The sequence below is a fragment of the Nitrospira sp. NS4 genome, from assembly GCF_049546785.1.
GTDB lineage: Bacteria > Nitrospirota > Nitrospiria > Nitrospirales > Nitrospiraceae > Nitrospira_D.
Genome location: NZ_JBMWAN010000005.1, coordinates 1 through 17,162 on the forward strand (window position 1 = coordinate 1; position 17,162 = coordinate 17,162).

General features: G+C 57.2%; 12 protein-coding genes and 1 pseudogene. 10 read left to right on the forward strand and 3 right to left on the reverse strand.

Going from position 1 to position 17,162, the window contains the following annotated elements; all coding sequences use genetic code 11:
- Positions 1-277: 277 nt before the first annotated feature.
- From ACO9S2_RS14620 to hpnR, 7 genes and pseudogenes are all read left to right on the forward strand, one after another.
- Positions 278-853: a CHASE3 domain-containing protein gene (locus ACO9S2_RS14620; RefSeq protein WP_423723120.1), complete on the forward strand. Its 576-nt coding sequence runs from the start codon at positions 278-280 to the stop codon at positions 851-853.
- 181 nt (positions 854-1,034) lie between these two features.
- Positions 1,035-2,561 carry a sigma 54-interacting transcriptional regulator gene (locus ACO9S2_RS14625; protein ID WP_423723121.1) on the forward strand — a complete coding sequence of 509 codons (1,527 nt, stop codon included), beginning with the start codon at positions 1,035-1,037 and terminating at the stop codon, positions 2,559-2,561.
- An 810-nt stretch (positions 2,562-3,371) separates the two neighbouring features.
- Positions 3,372-8,210 (forward strand): multicopper oxidase domain-containing protein, encoded by a 4,839-nt coding sequence (locus ACO9S2_RS14630; RefSeq protein WP_423723122.1) that lies wholly within the window; start codon positions 3,372-3,374, stop codon positions 8,208-8,210.
- 643 nt (positions 8,211-8,853) lie between these two features.
- Complete coding sequence (locus ACO9S2_RS14635) at positions 8,854-9,216, forward strand: response regulator (RefSeq protein WP_423723123.1); 363 nt, start codon at positions 8,854-8,856, stop codon at positions 9,214-9,216.
- Positions 9,217-9,331: 115 nt separating this feature from the next.
- Entirely contained in the window at positions 9,332-9,634 is a 303-nt protein-coding gene (locus ACO9S2_RS14640; protein ID WP_423723380.1) for a DUF3303 domain-containing protein, read from the forward strand.
- A 174-nt stretch (positions 9,635-9,808) separates the two neighbouring features.
- The gene (locus tag ACO9S2_RS14645) at positions 9,809-10,222 is read left to right on the forward strand and encodes a sigma 54-interacting transcriptional regulator (protein WP_423723124.1); all 414 of its coding nucleotides are present in this window, start codon (positions 9,809-9,811) and stop codon (positions 10,220-10,222) included.
- An 830-nt stretch (positions 10,223-11,052) separates the two neighbouring features.
- Positions 11,053-12,614, forward strand: a pseudogene (hpnR, locus tag ACO9S2_RS14650) (hopanoid C-3 methylase HpnR).
- Here hpnR and ACO9S2_RS14655 read toward each other — a convergent pair.
- On the reverse strand, positions 12,527-12,724 hold the full coding sequence (locus tag ACO9S2_RS14655; RefSeq protein WP_423723125.1) for a PHP domain-containing protein: 198 nt from the start codon (positions 12,722-12,724) through the stop codon (positions 12,527-12,529). The pseudogene hpnR and the gene ACO9S2_RS14655 sit on opposite strands and share 88 nt — an antisense overlap.
- Positions 12,725-13,364: 640 nt before the next feature.
- On the opposite strand from ACO9S2_RS14655, the gene ACO9S2_RS14660 reads away from it, so the two are divergent.
- Both ACO9S2_RS14660 and ACO9S2_RS14665 read left to right on the forward strand, forming a co-directional pair.
- On the forward strand, positions 13,365-14,072 hold the full coding sequence (locus ACO9S2_RS14660; protein WP_423723126.1) for a Tim44 domain-containing protein: 708 nt from the start codon (positions 13,365-13,367) through the stop codon (positions 14,070-14,072).
- Between the two features lie 750 nt (positions 14,073-14,822).
- Positions 14,823-14,954: a hypothetical protein gene (locus ACO9S2_RS14665; RefSeq protein ID WP_423723127.1), complete on the forward strand. Its 132-nt coding sequence runs from the start codon at positions 14,823-14,825 to the stop codon at positions 14,952-14,954.
- Between the two features lie 109 nt (positions 14,955-15,063).
- On the opposite strand, the gene ACO9S2_RS14670 is transcribed toward ACO9S2_RS14665, so the two are convergent.
- Together ACO9S2_RS14670 and ACO9S2_RS14675 are read right to left on the reverse strand one after the other, a co-directional pair.
- Positions 15,064-15,381, reverse strand: a complete 318-nt coding sequence (locus ACO9S2_RS14670) for a hypothetical protein (protein WP_423723128.1) — start codon at positions 15,379-15,381, stop codon at positions 15,064-15,066.
- Positions 15,382-15,445: 64 nt separating this feature from the next.
- The gene (locus tag ACO9S2_RS14675) at positions 15,446-15,880 is read right to left on the reverse strand and encodes a hypothetical protein (protein ID WP_423723129.1); all 435 of its coding nucleotides are present in this window, start codon (positions 15,878-15,880) and stop codon (positions 15,446-15,448) included.
- Between the two features lie 269 nt (positions 15,881-16,149).
- Between ACO9S2_RS14675 and ACO9S2_RS14680 the strand changes: the two genes are divergently transcribed.
- Positions 16,150-16,989 carry an aldo/keto reductase family protein gene (locus tag ACO9S2_RS14680; protein ID WP_423723130.1) on the forward strand — a complete coding sequence of 280 codons (840 nt, stop codon included), beginning with the start codon at positions 16,150-16,152 and terminating at the stop codon, positions 16,987-16,989.
- Positions 16,990-17,162: the final 173 nt, after the last annotated feature.

Consider the following 17,162-nt stretch of genomic DNA (forward strand, 5'->3'; position numbering starts at 1 on the left):
GGGAAGCGGTTCGAGATGTACAACGATACCGTCCTGGGCTTCAACAAGTCGGGCAAGGAAGTGGCGCGTATTCAGGTCGAAGAGCCGATCTACATTCGGCCGGCCGAGCGCGTGACCTGGCTGTAAGATCTTTCGAACTCATGGGAGGGGATCCCCCTTCCATGAGCTCGAAGAAAGTCACAGCCAAACAATGACCAATCCTATGAAGCGCAAAATGGTCCTGAGCTTCCTCGTAGTGGTTTTGCTGTGTGTGGTACTCGGAATCCAAGCAGGGGGTATGAGTCGATGGCAGACCGCACAGGATGATCGAGACCGCTATGTTCATATCAAACAGGACCTGCTTCGCCTCGAACGTCTCGTAACTGATGTGGATAACGGCTTTCGAGGCTATGTCTTGACGAAAGAAGGCAGATTTGTAAAACCCATGGTTGCTGCCGAATCTGACATCCCCAGTCTTGTAGACCGTCTGGGCACCATGACAGGTCCGTGGCCGGATCTTCATGCACATGTTGAGATGCTCACCGGTCAGGTGAAAGAACTCCTTGAGACAAAACGGCGACTCTCAATGGATCTTGTACTTGGACGTGAAGAAGATGTCCTGAGCTACATCCGAACGGGAGAAGGACTAGAGTTGGAGAACATCATTGTCGTGGCGTTTCAAGAGGTGGAGTACAGAATGGCCCAACGCGACAGAAAGACAATGCAAGATCGTGAGGACGTGCGGGTGTGGACCCATCTCATCCTCGCAGTAACGACTCTCGGCACGCTCGTCATCGGAATGAGCATGAATCGCTTGGCAACATGCTTATCCGAAGCGATCTTTGCGCCACGCGCAAGTATTTGTCCAAAATGACTGCCGCTGTTCATCAAGCCGATTAACCTTTGCCTGAGCTATAAGGTAAGCAATGGGTGATACATGCTCCTCCAGGAAACAAGCTTGCGCTGCTCTCGGACCTACCCAGGCTACAGATTTATCATCACCGGCGCTGCGATCGATACATCAGCCGGGTGTGTCCCTGCCCGGGGGATTTCCGATGCGGTGCATCCAGGACAGCTTTCGCGCCTTATTGGCCGTCACAAATGTGCTGAACTCTCAGCCCGATAGCGACAGTCTATGGCGCGCGATAACCGAACAGATTCGTAAGGTATTGCCCTGGGAGCGGGCCGGAATTACGCTCTATCATCCGGAATCCGAGTCCTTTCGTTTCTACGCGGTTGAAACCAGCATGCCGAACCGTGTGTTACAGCGCGATGCGGTCATTCCGAAGGCAGGCAGTGCCGTCGGTTGGGTTTACGATCACCGGGCAATCCATATCCGACCGGATCTCACCCTGGAACGCACGTTTCTGGAGGACCATTATTATGCCCAGGAAGGGCTGGGGCGGATGATCAATCTGCCACTTTCGATAGGCGAGCGCTGCATTGGCACCTTGAACATCGGCAGTGTAGAACGGGGTGCACCAGACCCAGCGCATTTGGAATTTCTCCAGCTGGTCGCGACGCAAATTGCCTATGCTATCGATCACGTCAAGGCCTACGAGCAAATCGATCGTATGCGTCACCAACTGGCGCGCGAGAACGAGTATCTGGTCGAAGAATTGAAGCTGACCCATAACTTCGGGGCGATGGTGGGGCTCAGCGCCTCCTTTCGCAAAACGTTGGCGCAGGCAGAAGCGGTGGGTCCGACGTCAACAACGGTGCTGATCACGGGAGAAACGGGTACCGGGAAGGAATTGATGGCCCGGGCCATTCACGACCTCAGTCCCCGTCGAGACAAACCGTTCATCCGCGTGAACTGTGCGGCACTCCCTATGGGGTTGGTGGAGAGCGAGCTGTTCGGTCACGAGCGCGGTGCTTTCACCGGAGCTGATCAGCGGCGCCCCGGGCGTTTTGAACTCGCCAATGGCGGCACGCTGTTTTTGGACGAGATCGGCGAAATGCCGCTGGAAGCGCAGGCCAAACTGTTGCGGGTGCTGGAGGACAGGTTGGTGGATCGGATCGGTGGCACGCGCCCCCTGCCGGTGGACGTGCGGGTCATTGCCGCGACCAACAGCGATCTCGTCGCCGCGGTGAGCGATGGGCGGTTCCGATCGGATCTCTATTACCGTATTCATGTATTCCCCATTCTGGTTCCGCCACTCAGGGAACGGCGGGAAGATATCCAGTTGTTGGCATGCCATTTCCTCGAAGCGTACCAGGTGAAACTGAAGCGATCGGCCCTGGAACTGAGTACCGAAGCCATGAGCCGATTGACGACCTATGCCTGGCCGGGAAACGTGCGCGAGCTGCAGAACGTCATCGAACGGGCCGTCATCCTGGCCCGTTCCACCGTCGTCGAGATCGAGCCGCAATTTCTGGTGACCTCGACATCACATGATGAAGTGTCCCCAAACCTGACGGACATGGAGCGCCGACATATTGTCCGTGTCTTGGAATCCACGCACTGGCGCATCTATGGACCGCAGGGCGCCGCCGCTCAACTCCGCATGAACCCGAGCACTCTTCGCAGTCGTATGAAAAAGCTTGGAGTCAGCCGGCCAGCCAAGCTTCCCATTAGCTGACATTCACACCAGGATCTACTTACGCGCCCGCGATATCTCGCGGCGAACCGCGAACAATCGCGCCCAGGTTTGACGTTCTTCCCTCACCGATTCCTACAAGCCACCGATTTGCCTTTTTTTCGCATGCCTTCCTGTGCTCGGCATGGCGTGGTATCACGGCACGCGAGTTGCTGGTCTATTTCGCACAACCGAAGCGCGAGCCAGCGTACACGAGGCCGTCGCGAGGAGGGAAGACATGCGGCAGCAAGAGCACGGCGCGGAGCAAGAGCGGAGGACGTGCGACGAAGCGGGAATATTTCGCCTCGGGTGGTCCTTGGCGATGGTCGCCGCAGCGGGGTTCTGCTGGACGGCGGTAATTCCGGCTGCATGCAGTCGCTGACCGAGAGCGCCGCCGGTCCGTGAGGAAACACAGGACGGCCTGTGTGTTGTGTGTGATGACGATGACTTGTCTGGCAGGGGAACGGGAACCGATGGACTGGCCTCCTCACCATTCCCTCCAACGCAGTTGGCCTTTGCCAGACTTTATGGATTGAGACATGAGCGTCTGAAGACAGACTCGTCGACACAGTGGTGGAGGAGGCTGAGAGTATGGATGGGTCAACAAGGCGGGTATGGTCGGGGATTGTCCGGCGCAGCGGCAGAAATGTCATCGTCGATTTAGGCTCGACTCCGGCGCCGGCATTACCCGGAGAAACCAGCGGTAGCTCGGACGGAGACGCGGTGAACAGGGCGCAGGCAGGCACGTCGGGTTGCTGACACCCTCGGCGACAACGGCATGGCTAGATCAAAAGAGGAAATGGAGAGGACATTATGATGCGGAGGCTGGTTCAATATCATCGGGTACTTGCAAATGTCGTGTGCAGCGTGGGTCTCGCCTTGGCCGGGGATGAGGCGGTAGCCCAACATGCGGCGCATCTTGGTGCCGCGGAGAACCCACCAGAGATGGCCTGGGCCGAGCGGCTCAAGGGACAAACGATCGTCGAGGATGTGTTGGAGGGCCGTCCGGAGCGCTCCTCAATGGTGGAGCTCCAGCATCACCGCGTCATGCAGCAGATGCAGCAGGATGCGTCCGTGCAGCGCACCGGCGGGTTTTATAACAACCTGAATATGATGCACCAGTATGGTGCGGGCGATCAGGACGTGCTGCTCATGTCGAATTCCGGCGTGGAGCCGGTCTCGACCCTGGGTGGGCGGTGTCCCGCAGCTGCACCGGTCCGGCAGTACGATATCTCCGCGATCAATGTCGAAATCTCGCTCAACATGTGGCTCGACTTCTATCCCGGCTACATGTACGTGCTCACCGAGAACCTCGACAAGGTGCGCGAAGAGGAAACGAAGAACCGCGAGTCCCGTGACAAGGACGGTTATGATCCAGGTGCGGTGAAGAACGGCTTGCAGAGTCAATGGATCCAGCCGCTGGTCATCCGGGGCAACCAGGGTGATTGCGTGAAGATCGCGCTTCGCAATCAATTGGAGGGTGGCGAGGAGGTCAGCCTCAACATCCACGGCTCCAGCATGGTCATCGCGTCCACGGGTCAGCCTGCGACCACGACGAATCCGGACAGCATCGCGGCCAAAGGAAAGACCGTGGATCTGGAGTGGTACATCCCGCCGACCCAGCAGGAAGGCGGACGACAGTTCCACTCTTACAGCAACGATCGTGAATTGACGGTCATGGGCCTCTTCGGCACGTTCGTGATTGAACCAAAGGGATCCGAATACCTCGACCCGCTGGGAAGCGGGAACCCGACTGCCATGAAGAGCGGGTGGCAGGCGATCATCAAGAACGGCACGGGTCCGGATTTTCGAGAGTTTGTCATCATCTATCATGAGGTCGGCGATGAGGCGTTCCGCCCGCTCAACAAGAAAGGCGACTTCCTGCCGCAGCGCGATCCCCTGACCGACGTCTATCGGCCGGTGGCCCGGGCCATCAATTATCGAAGCGAGCCCTTCGGTGTCGACAACATGCAAGCCCAACACGAGTATTTCGGATTCGAAGACGAGTCCATGGCTTACAGCGCCTATACGTTCGGCGATCCCGCGACGACCGTGCCGCGCAGCTATCTCGGCGACCCCGCGAAATTCCGACTGGTCCATGGCGGGTCCGAAGTGTTCCACTCCCACCATCCCCACGGCGGATCCATTCGCTGGCCTCGCAGTCCTCGCGCCATCGACGAGATGCCGCTCTGGCACACCGCCAAGAACGGACCGGTCAAATATCCGGTCATTCGGACGAAGTCCGATCGGGTAGACGTCGAGGTCATCGGGCCGTCGGAAACTATGGATCTCGAAACGGAATGCGGTTCAGGCCTCTGCCAGCAACTAGCCGGTGATTTCTTGTTCCACTGTCATGTGGCGCATCACTATATCGCGGGCATGTGGGGCTACTGGCGAGTGTACAACACCCTTCAGCAAGCTGAGCATCACAACGATGTGATGCCGGATCTCCGAGAGCTGCCGGATCGGACTGGTCGCCTGAAGCCTGGAGTGACATCCGATGAGTTGATCGGCAAGACGGTCGATTGGTTCGGCAAGCAGTTCCGGATCATCGAGAAAGGCAAGACCGATTGGAAAGCCGACCCGGCCGTTGTCACGATCAAGGATTGGGTGGAAATGCAGTTGCCGCCCCACGGCAAGCCTGGTCATAAGGACGATGAAAAGGGGCAAACCCTCTCGTATGATGCGAGCGTCCTGGATTGGGTCTGGCAGGGCACTCGTGCGATGACGGAACGGGAGAACACCGTCCTGAATCCACGGTACCAGTCTAGGAACCCTGGCCAGCGGCTGCCCATTGTCTTTGAGGCGGCCACGGGCAAGATCGCATGGCCCCATTTGAAACCGCACTTCGGGCGGCGTGTGCCGTTTTCTCAGAACCATAACCCGTCCCCGTGGTTGGACATGATCCATCTCGACGACGATGGGTTGCCCAGTTCCTACCCGGCGAAGCCCGGCGAAAACGGCCGCTGGAGCATGTGTCCTGAAAACGCCGGATCGAAAAAGTACAACGTCCACTTCATCCAGACGTCGATGAAGCTGGCTGACCAACAAGGCGATACGCCGGCTATCGTGGACGAAAGCGGGCTGATTTACGTGCTGCACGAGGAGGAGGCCCAAGTCCGAAACAGCGACATCAAATATCCGCTGGTCGTGCGCGCCAATATTTATGACTGTATTGACTGGATGCTGACCAGCGAATGGGAGGACGACGACCACATTAACTTCCATGCGTCCAAGGTCAATACGCACTGGCATTTCCTGCAGTTCGACAATCAGTCCTCGGACGGCGTCATTACGGGCTTTTCGTACGAGCAGTCGGTGCGTCCGTTCACGATGCTGGAGAAAAAGGTGAACCACGGTCTGCCGTTGCCGATGAATACCGTCTTCACCAAGCCGGCCAAGAAAGGCGACCGGGTCATTACGGTCAAGAACGCCGCGCAATACCAGCCCAATGTGGAAATCCTGATCGGGGCGGATAACGTCGAAGGCAATGAGATCGGCCGCGTGAAATCCATCACGGGCAATCACATCACCCTCTACAGACCGCTGAAACACGGCCACCCGGTCAAGGATATCGTGACGGTGGAGTTCGTTCGGCAACGGTTCTGGGTGGATTCCGACGTTGGGACGGTCTTCTGGCATGACCATGCGCTAGGTCGGGTCACGTGGCCGCATGGAGGTTTCGGCACCATTATCATTGAGCCCGTCGGCTCGACCTACCATGACCCGAAGACCGGCAAACAGATCAGGAGCGGGCCGCTCGCCGACATCCGGACGGCCGAACCGGTCGGGTATGGGGTAAACGGAAGCTTCCGGGAGTTGCTGGTGCAATTAAATGACACCGTGCCGCATACCGTGAACATCGTGACGGAGGGCAATCCTCCCGGACAGCCGATCGAAGTGGCGTTGGAGGCGGGCAAGACGATTTCCTTCCCGATGCCCGAGCATATTCCGATGACGCCGATGGCCTTCCTCAACGGAGGGACCCATACAACGGGTGGCGGCCTGAACTTCAAGGCCGAGCCGATCTCGGGACGCTTGGCTGCCAATCCTGACCCCTCGAAGCTCTTCAGCAGCGCGGTCCACGGCGATCCCTATACGCCGATGGTGCGCGCCTATCTGGGAGACACGGTGGTGTTCCGGCTGCTGCAGACCATGGCGAATGAGACGATGGTCTGGACACTCTCCGGTCACACGTACCTCACCGAACGCTATGCGGGGGATGCCAACCGGAAGAACTCCATTCATATCGGCATCGCCGAACGGTACGATCTGGTGGTGCCGCAAGCGGGTGGCCCGCGGCTCCAACCGGGCGACTATATCCATTTCAACGGCCGCTCCTCCAAGCTCTCCGAGGGCGCTTGGAGCATCATGCGAGTCTTGGACAAGGAGGTCCCGGAGCTGCAGAAACTGCCGGCCGGCTATAGCCGGAGAAATGAAATTCCGAAGCCGCTGGCAGTGTGCCCGTCAGAGGCTCCGGTGAAGAGCTTCAACGTCGTGGCGATGGATCATCCCTCGATGAAGTTGCATCCCAACGCGCCTGATGTCATCGAAGTCGACTTTGAACGGACCATTCAGATGGTCAATCCGAACGCGAAGATTTACGTGCTGGAGGAAGAGGTCTCGACGGTGGCCGCAGGCCCCCAGCCGATGCCGCTCACTTTGCGGGCCAATGTGGGGGACTGCCTGAAGGTGAAGCTGACGAACAGGATGAAAGAAGGGAGAGCCTCCTTCTCGGCCATCGGGTTGGCGTTCGACCCCAAGGATTCGTTGGGGGCGAATGTCGGCAACAATCCTGGCGATCAGACGGTCGCGCCGGGAGAAAGCCGGACCTATACCTTCTATGCGGATCCGTTCCTGGGTGAGACCGCCTCATTGGTGTGGGATTGGGGCAATGTAATGACCCATCCCCGCAGCGGGCTCTACGGGGCGCTGGTGATCGGCCCCAAGGGTGCGCAGTACCGGGATCCAAAGACCGGCGCGGACCTTTCCAACAAGAACAGTTGGGTGGCCGACGTCATTGTGGATCGAACGATAGCGGGATATGAACACCGGGTGAATTATCGTGATGTGGCCTTGTTCTTCCAGGACGAAGACAACATCATCGGGACGAGTTTCATGCCCTATGTGCAGAGTACCGCCGGGCTCACCGCGGTGAACTACCGGGCGGAGCCGTACAAGTTCCGAGAGGGAAACGGCTGCACCCTTGGCAAGATGTTCCAGCCGTGCGTCGCCGACAAGCCGGAGGATCCGGCGACCCCGATTATCGAGGCCCATGCAGGAGATCCCGTTCGTATCCATGTGTTCGGCGCGAGCAACGAGCAGAACGGCATGTTCAGCGTTGAACGACATGAATGGCCGATTGAGCCGTTCATGCGAGGGGCGGACATGATCAGTGTGGTGGAATTTGCAGGATCGGAAACGATTGATGCCTTTATTCCAAGCGCCGGTGGCCCGTTCCGCATGCAGGGAGATTATATCTGGAGCAACCAGAGACTGCCCTATTCCCAGTCGGGACAGTGGGGATATCTCCGGGTGCTGCCTCCAGGGGACCAGCGGCTGAAACCGCTGATGGGCGTCCAGCCCGGCATTCGCCAGGCGAGCGTGGAACTTCCTGCTCAGGCGACACCGCTCGCTGATTCTAAAAACTAGCGGCCTCATCTTGTCCGGGTGGGATCACGAGGGGAAGCCCGCTCTATCGGGCTTCCCTTCAGGCTTAGAGGTTTTTCTCGGCGGGAATCAGCGGTGACTGTGGGAAGCCGCGACGGGGCGTTGTGCATTTGAGCCCAATGGCGATTCGCTCTTCCATCTCCGAGGCCAACTTGTGAGTAGGATATGCCCGAACGTCTTTGACAAATCGGTATCAAGATCGGGGGCTAACAGTCAATGGCCGAACTCCCACCATTTCATGATTCGGTTCTTGTGCAGGGAGCACCCCGCTCGAAGGGGGCCCTCAGCGAGGCGACGATGAACGCATCAAATGAGAGTGGGAGTGATCGTCGCCGTTTCATTAAGCCGAGGGGGAAGGCGGTCCTTCATACATAAGACAAGCGCCGCTTTGGGGTGAAAAAGGCATTACGCCTTCTCGTGCATCAGGCCCACAAGGTACGGGGGATTACTCAGGTCAGATAGCTCTGACCGTACTCGATCCAGTCATGGCATATAAGGCTCCATGGAGCAGATCTCTCAGCTCGCGGTTTAGCCAGTCGCAGCCCGTTCCAGGTTCCGCTGCATGCGCGACCGATGGTCTCTCTTCAAGTGAAAAAAACAGGCCGGGGAAGGATAAGCAAGTCCGATGGCCACTGTCCTGCTCATTGACGACGAAGCGCAAGTGCGGACGTTCTCCCGGTCCGCTCTCGAAGGCGCAGGTTATCAGGTGCTGAGCGCCGACAGTGGGAAAGCAGGCTTGCGCCTCCTGCAGGATCACGCGGTGGATGTGATTCTGGTGGATCTCTATATGCCAGAGATGGATGGGCTGGAACTCATCCCACTCATTTGGAAAACGCATCCCGCGCGCAAGATCATCGCGATGTCGGGATACGGAGGAGAGTGGAACTATCTCGACGTGGCGAAGCATCTAGGAGTCAACGTTACGCTGACGAAACCGTTCAGCGTCCAAGAACTCCTGGGTGCCGTTTTTACGCAATTGAAGCCCTGAAACCATCAGTATTCTGTCTCATATAAAATGTGGACAGCAATTATGTGTCAGATGTGTCGAGGGAAAGAGAAATACTTCATCCAAACAGACGGAGGTCATGATGGACGGTGAGGGGATGTTGTTTGTAGCCCATTGGACTCACACACCTGAGAATTGTCCAGGAAGAAGTAAAGAGGGCGCCACTATGCTCAATGAATTCTGGGCCAAACGGGATCTCGCCGCGAAGGAAGGCATCAAGATTCTGAGTGCCTATGTGGCTGTCACGGAACATACCTACTACATCACGGTCCAGGCTAAAGACTATCAATCCCTGCTGGAGTTTTTCGAGCCGTTGGCTCCTACCCAAACCGGGAGCATTCATCCCGTCACGACGATGGATGAGTGGACGAAACACATTGATCCGAAGAGGAAGGGATGAACCGACGGCTGTAGGGCCCTATGTCGGTACGCCTCTGCTGAATGGACCATTCAGTATCGTCACCACTGGCGTGTCGCGCTAAACGGATGGGAGCCTGACCGGCCCGATGTGAAGCGGTAGGCATGGGCAGTTGCGAGAAGATCGGCCGCGTTCTGTCGTAGTCTGGTCGCTTGCTTGCGTCGAAAGGTTCGGCGAGGTTTCAAGTGTGTCGAGTCTCGAAAACGGTGTGTTCGGGTTGGGGGGCGGTCGGTCTCCGTGGATGTGCGTTTCATCGCTGCAACCAATATGGATTTCGCCCAAGCCGTCCTGCAGAGACGTTTCCGATCTGATTTGTACTATAGACTGAATGCCTTTCCAATCACGCTTCCTCCCTTGAGAGATCGCCGCGAAGATATCCCACTCTTGGCACAACACTTTCTCCAGCGTTGCCGGGCGAAGCTCCAACGAGGAAACCTGATGTTTCATGACCCGGCTTTGACACGGTTGGCGCAGTATGACTGGCCTGGGAATTTCCGCGAACTCCAAAACGTCATTGAGCGGCCATTCTCGCTCCGACCCATATCCTCGAAATTGCCGAACGCGTGGTGACTCCCGGTCCAAGGTCCGCGGCAGTCACGGAACAACCCACAGGGCTGGACGAATCAGAGCGTTTTCACCTTCGCCAGGTTCTTGAAACAGCCGGGTGGCGGATTTACGGTCCATTGGGAGCACCAAGTCGATTGGGGATCAGCTCCAGCACGCTGCGTAGTCGCATGCAGAAGCTGGGGCTGTCACGGCCCACAGCTCTCGCTTCTTTCGATCAGCGCAGCTCATCTGATTCCTCAGCCATCGCGACAAATCTCAAGTCTTCACGAGAAACCGCGACCAATCGCGATTCCAATTGCGGCGAAGTGCGGTCCAATAATTCACCACGCACGTGGCGCACCACTGAAACACCCTAATCCCTTGTCACTGCGTGGAGTTTGCTCTCGTGCGGACTCATCGGGTGGAGTGGTATGTGACTTGCTGCTCCAATGAGTGGGACAGGGCACGTCGACAACGTGCCTGCACTGATCGCACCCGTGTAGGTAGACTGGGAAAGCGTCACTTATGAATCAAGAAAGTCTGCCCACAGAAGTGGGGCCAATTCGTCCCATTCGTTTGCGGGTTGGTTCCATCGTCACGATGCTGACCTTCTCAGGTCCAGGATTAAGTTGTATGGGAGCGCACCAGCAGGGAGGCCGATACAGCGAAGTGCCCACATCATATGAAGGCACCTACGTGTTCTCCGGATTGTCGCGATGACCCCAGATAACGCCGGCCACTATACATAAGTTTGTGTCCTCTGTTCATCAAGGCGGACGAACTTTGCCCGACATCACACGTCGAATGCCTGCACAGTCATGCGCGACGACCTTGCTCAAGGAGGTACTCGATCGATGAAGTTCCTGGCCGTACATCCAAGTCCCTTGATGTATACAAGATCTACTTGCGGTTAGAGCCGCTGGGGCTGGAGTTGGTGGCTGAATCTGCTCGCCAGGCAGGTCACGAAGTGTACCTGATTGATCTGCAAGTAGAACACCACAAGGACTACTTCAAGGTTGTTGAGAGTTGGAAGCCCGACGTCCTGGTTTTCTCCTGTAATTATTTGGCCAATGTGCCTGAAATTGTTGATCTCGCCAAGCAGACCAGGGAGCGATCTCCTAAGAGTTGTATTCTTGTCGGAGGACACAGCGCATCGTTTATTGCGGAGGAGTTGTTGGAGCATGGGAATGGGGCTATCGACTGTATCCTGAGGGGCGAAGGAGAAGGAGCGTTGCCGGTTCTTCTGGAGGCCATCGCACACGATCGCAAGGCCGTGAATAAAGTGCCCGGCGTCGTCACCCTGTACGGCGAAGGCCCATCGCCCAAGTTCGTCGAAAGTCTGGACGACCGGCTGCCGGCCCGCGACCTTCTTCGGCATCGGCACAGATATTTCATCGGCGTGCTCGATCCCTGTGCCTCGATTGAGTTCACAAGCGGTTGCCCCTGGGACTGCTCCTTCTGCAGTGCCTGGACGTTCTACGGGCGTAGCTATCGGCCGGTGAGCCCCGACAAAGTGATCGAGGACTTGGCCAGGATCAGGGAACCGGGCGTCTTTATCGTGGTCGATGTCGCGTTCATTCAGGCCAAGCATGGTTTTGACATCGGCGACGCCATTGCCAAGAAAGGGGTCAAGAAACAGTACTATCTCGAAACACGCGGCGACGTCCTGCTCCGCAACAAAGAGGTGTTCAAACTGTGGAGGCATCTCGGCCTGGAATATATGTTTATTGGGGTGGAGGCCATTGACGAGGAAGGGCTCAGGATGCACCCCAAGCGCGTGTCGCTGGGAAAGAACTTCGAAGCCTTAGAGTTTGCGCGGTCACTTGGGATCACCGTGGCCATCAACCTCATCGCCGATCCAGACTGGGACAGGAAGCGCTTCGAGGTCATTCGGCAGTGGTGCATGGACATACCCGAGATCGTCAACATCAGCGTGAATACGCCCTATCCGGGGACTGAAAGCTGGCACACGGACGGGTGGAGGGTTCAGACGCGGGATTACCGGCTGTTCGATATCCAGCATGCCATCCTACCCACGAAGCTGTCACTTCGCGAGTTCTATGAGGAACTGGTGAAAACCCAGCAAGTCCTGAACATGAAACATCTCGGATGGAACGCGCTCAAGAGGACGGCCACAATTGCAGCCGGGCATCTCCTGCGGGGGCAAACCAACTTCATCAGGATGCTGTGGAAATTCAATAGCGTGTACAACCCGGAGCTTCAATTGGCCGACCACAAGCTGCCGGTCAAATACGAGATGAAACTCCTGCCGGCGCACCGAGGGCAGATGGGCGGCCAGCTCATTTATATCCACAAGGACCGCGGGCGTCAGGCCCGTGTCCTCGACGAGTCCTCTGAGCAGTTTGTCGAGAAGACTCGCATGGTCGCTGGTGCGGAAGCCAACGCCCCTTCGTGATGCTGTCGAAGTAAGTCCTTGTTCATTCGCGGGTTGTAATAGAACCCGTCTAGGTAGCTTGGACTGATCAACTTGATGAGAGTGCGAGATCCGCGCTCGTTCTCGGCCAAGAAAATGAGGTGATACTAGTCGTCGTGGGCGAGAGAGGGGTGTTTGCGTAATCGGCTCCCGGGGGCCATGTCGGCTTCGCGGCCGATGAGTGGTTTCACGCCCGCAGCCATAGCTTTCATAGAGAACTGTATGGTGCCCAAGAGGTTCCCTTGATACTGAACGTCTATCTGTTTTGCGTGATGGCATGGATGGCACTGATGGTCGTGGTCGCCATTGTGCACATGCTCTGAAACTAGGCGTTGGCTGCCAGATGGAGATACCAAGGAGAATACATATATGAAGGACAGGAGGATAGGATTGATCGTGCTTAGTATTGCGGTATCACTCCTTGGAACCCCGGTGTTGAGCGTGGCGAAAGCCGGAAGCGGCTATCGCGGGGGGCGAAGCTCTTCAGAGAGCGGCAGCCTGTCATCCAACAGCGTTGGGAGTCGCGGCAGTCGGACTTTCGAGCCAAACGGTTTTAAGCCCATCGAGCGTTCCACCGCCTCACCTGGGTTTGCTGCCGGGACACCGCGTGCCCCTGGGCCCGCCGTCCCTCCGACTTCCGCTGCGCCACCGGTCGCACAGCCCTCCTTCTTCCAGCGGAATCCTGTCCTCTCTGGCCTTGCGGCGGGGGTAGTCGGGTCTTGGATCGGCCATATGCTCCTTGGCGCGACGAGCGTGCCTGCGGCTGTGAATGACGACGGATCAGGGAATTCTGTAAAAGAAGAAAATGGCGCCGTTTCAACTTCCTCGGGCCCGTCGACTGGCGTGCTGCTCTTCATGATGGCTTCGGTCTGGTTAGGCGCGTATTACCTGTACAAGAGGCGCAATCCACATCTCAGTCCGGCTTTTTCTGGGCCAAGCAATGCAAGGGCCGGGTTGCCAGCCTGGGTTCCTCCTTCAATTGGTGTACTCAGTCCGGTGTCATCTTCCGATCTCAAACTGACGGCCGCCGACGAAGCGGAATTCCGCCGACTCCTGATCGAGATTCAGGCGGCGTGGGACCGACAAGATGCGCAAAGGCTTCGCCGGCTTACGACCCCCGAAATGTACCAGTATTTCAGCGATAAACTCGCCAAGAACGTCAGCAGGGGAGTTGAGAGTCGAGTGGAGGACGTGGTTGTGATGCGCACGGAGGTATGCGAATCATGGGCGGAGGAGGCTCGGTTCTACGCGACCGTGCTCATGCAATGGACGGCACGGGATTATGTCCGACCTCTTGCCATGCCATCGAGTGAACTGGGTGATGCGGGAGAAGCCGGTGACCGGCTATCGGGTGAGTTTGCTGAAGCCTGGACGTTTGTGAAACATCACGATGGCAAATGGGTGCTCTCGGCCATTCAGCGAGTGGCCAACCTGGTCTAACATTCAGCCTGGATCAAATTTGCCCGGGCACGTCACCGGAAATACTCCAAAGATGAAAGGTTAGGAGCGTTGGAGTTAGAAGCTAAGAAGGCAAGAATGGGGTGGCCGGCCATACGAGCTGAGGACTAACACATGAGGTGGTACAAAAACTCCCGGCTGGTCATGTCCAAGGTGGTGAACTGATTCTGATTTAAAACTGGTTATGGTTACGGTTCGGTCACGGTTTTGGTGTCGATCAGGAATGTATCTAGGTAGCAACTCATGGCAGTGTTCCCCTCTATAGTTGCCTGATATTCAATCGGTTTGTCGCAATCTGTCGCTCTGGATATCTGCCCATCCTAAAAGGCGCATTAGCTCTTTTAATGCGAGGGTCCTGGGTTAGAGTCCCAGTCGGCAAGAATTGTCCTCGTTATTAAGGTCAAGCGCTCCACCCACCTATCCTGTACGAGAATTCAGTGCAATAAAATCTGCGGTGATCTTAGAGGCATAAAGTTGCGGAATCGAATTCGAGGCATAAGCCTGCCGAATCGGCAAAGTTATGCCTGTAGTCCCTTTAATAACGAACGGGCTGCTCCCCAGTTGAGTTATCGCTGGCCATGATCCTGTGGGAAGGATTACCTTGCCAAGAGTTGTGGGAAGCATTTCCTTGCCAGGTGGCAAGGAAACGGTCCTAAGGACACCTGTGTCCCTCTTTCGAGGACTACGCTTTGCGCTGCCGCTGCGATAGGGTGTGAGCAGCTGGAGGGACGTATGACGGACTTTGAAGAAGCGAGTTTGGTGATGAGTCTGCTGGCTCTGGCCGGGATTGCCGTCATGGCCGATCGACCGCTCGAAGCGACGTGTGAACGGCTGTTGGAGTGGCTCAGACCGCGAGGCTCATGAGGCCATTCACACATCGATCAGGTCCTGCACCCGGCGGACAAGGTCTGTCTTGCCTTCCGGGTTTTCCCTGCGTTTTGTTAATCTCACACCATACTGTCTGACCGCATGACTAATCCCCTGGGGCGTCGATCACGTACCGGGGCGACGACGATGCCGGATCGTCCGGCTGCAGAATCCTGCAGGGGGGAATATCGGCCTGGAGGCGTTTGAGGAGGCGGGGGACTTTAAGTCCGGCGGGAACCTCGCAGCTCCAGACGTGCATGCCCGAGGCTGGTTCATCAAAGTGGCGCTGGACGCGGAATCCCGGATGCTCCATGAAGTAGGCCGACAAGAATCCCGTGACGGCCTGAAGCACCCAGGGATTGTCGTTGAGATAGCGCCGGCTCAATGCCAACTCGGCGTTGTGATGAGGGGTATCGGGATTCATGGCCGGCAGAGTGTAGCGCCTGGGTGCGGCCGTGGCAAACGCGCTGTTAATTGCCGGCGCCCCATCACGAGGCGGCCTGCTTCCCGGTCGGCCAGGGAAAACGAAGCGACTGCGGGGTATCGGCCTGGTGTTCATAGGTGCGCAGCCGCACGAATAACTCAATCGCCGTCGGCTTCCCCTGCTCCTGATGCAGCCGATATTCGATCTGGCGCGGGTCCGACATCGTCGGCTCACAGTAAAAGCCCCATCTGACATAGGGTTTGCCTTTTGCGCCGGCTTCCCGGGCTTTCGTCTCCACCGCCGCCGGTTCGAAGGTGGCCCCTTCTGTGTGGGTCGATTTGATTTTCATGCGCCAGGCGTTGGAATCTCGATCGATCTCTTTGTACACGAGGAACGCATACTCACTGTTCAGTACGGCATCATAGGCCGCCAGGTAGCCCAGCTGATGATAGGTGTGCGCATGATCGTCAGCAGGGACTTCGAGCAGGGGTTTCAACATGAGCGCTCCTTTTTGCTCTGGTACAGGGGACCTACGCCACGAAGACTCGTTGAAGGACCGGCCGATGATGACATTCTCCGGCCACTGATTTCCACCCTTCCCGATCGTCAGTCGAGCGGGTTCTGCTTCGGTGAGCCGGAAAACCGTGCTTTCGGATTGTGTGGGGCTTCAGTATACTGACAGGTATTCCGCACAGGCAAACGGGAGCTTTCCTCAGGAAGCACTCCTTCAGGTGTGCTCATTGGATCGGTGCGATTGGAGTCGAAGCGATGGCGATGACAGTCTACAACGGCATCAGAATTCCGGCATTCATGTACGGCACCGCGTGGAAGAAAGAGGCCACGACCGGCCTGGTCCTGCAAGCCGTGCAGGCGGGCTTTCGGGCGATCGATACGGCCAATCAATTGATCCATTATCAGGAAGCGCTGGTCGGCGATGCGCTGCTTGAGCTGGCGAAGCAGGGATTCGCTCGGGACGCGCTGTTTCTTCAGACCAAGTTTACTCCGGTGGACGGACAGGATCACCGGACCCCGTACGACGCCAAGGCCGACCTCACCACGCAGGTGAATCAATCCTTCCAGAGTTCGTTGGCCCATCTGCATACGGACTATCTCGATTCCTATGTGCTGCACGGGCCCTATTCGAGGCGCGGATTGGGCCAGGCGGATTGGGAAGTCTGGGCGGCCATCGAAGCGCTCTACGAGTCCGGCAACACGAAGATAATCGGCATCAGCAATGTCTCCGCCGAACAGTTGTCCTTGCTCTGCGCCAAGGCCCGGCATAAGCCGATGGTCGTGCAAAACCGCTGCTATGCCGCCTTTGGCTGGGACCGTGACGTGCGCGACATCTGCAAGACGCACGGCATCATCTACCAAGGCTTTTCGCTGCTCACAGCAAATCGGGAAGTCTTCATCGAACCGGCCATCCGCGCCATGGCAGCCAAGTATCAGACCAGCCTGGCCCAGATAGTCTTTCGCTTCTCGCGACAGATCGGCATGCAGCCCCTCACCGGCACGACCAATCCCCAGCACATGACGGAAGATCTCCAGTGCGAGCGATTCACGCTGACGCCGGACGAACTGGCGCTGATCGAAACGATCGGGCAGTAGTACGCGGCCCCGTAGTTTCGAATGAAGAAACCCACCATAAACAGCTTGGCCAGTGATGACTTAACGGCATATAGGAATTGGATGTGTCCAATTTATTCTGGTTATACGGATCCGTATAAGACCCCGTGCTACATAATCTTGTAGTCGCAACTCATTGAACGAATGTGGAATAT

What these genes read in the sequence shown, in the direction of transcription:
- ACO9S2_RS14620 (WP_423723120.1), top strand. Translation starts at nt 278, where the DNA reads ATGAGTCGATGGCAGACCGCACAGGATGATCGAGACCGCTATGTTCAT.
- ACO9S2_RS14625 (WP_423723121.1), top strand. Translation starts at nt 1,035, where the DNA reads ATGCGGTGCATCCAGGACAGCTTTCGCGCCTTATTGGCCGTCACAAAT.
- ACO9S2_RS14630 (WP_423723122.1), top strand. Translation starts at nt 3,372, where the DNA reads ATGATGCGGAGGCTGGTTCAATATCATCGGGTACTTGCAAATGTCGTG.
- ACO9S2_RS14635 (WP_423723123.1), top strand. Translation starts at nt 8,854, where the DNA reads ATGGCCACTGTCCTGCTCATTGACGACGAAGCGCAAGTGCGGACGTTC.
- ACO9S2_RS14640 (WP_423723380.1), top strand. Translation starts at nt 9,332, where the DNA reads ATGTTGTTTGTAGCCCATTGGACTCACACACCTGAGAATTGTCCAGGA.
- ACO9S2_RS14660 (WP_423723126.1), top strand. Translation starts at nt 13,365, where the DNA reads ATGCTCCTTGGCGCGACGAGCGTGCCTGCGGCTGTGAATGACGACGGA.
- ACO9S2_RS14665 (WP_423723127.1), top strand. Translation starts at nt 14,823, where the DNA reads ATGACGGACTTTGAAGAAGCGAGTTTGGTGATGAGTCTGCTGGCTCTG.
- ACO9S2_RS14670 (WP_423723128.1), bottom strand. Translation starts at nt 15,381, where the DNA reads ATGAATCCCGATACCCCTCATCACAACGCCGAGTTGGCATTGAGCCGG.
- ACO9S2_RS14675 (WP_423723129.1), bottom strand. Translation starts at nt 15,880, where the DNA reads ATGTTGAAACCCCTGCTCGAAGTCCCTGCTGACGATCATGCGCACACC.
- ACO9S2_RS14680 (WP_423723130.1), top strand. Translation starts at nt 16,150, where the DNA reads ATGGCGATGACAGTCTACAACGGCATCAGAATTCCGGCATTCATGTAC.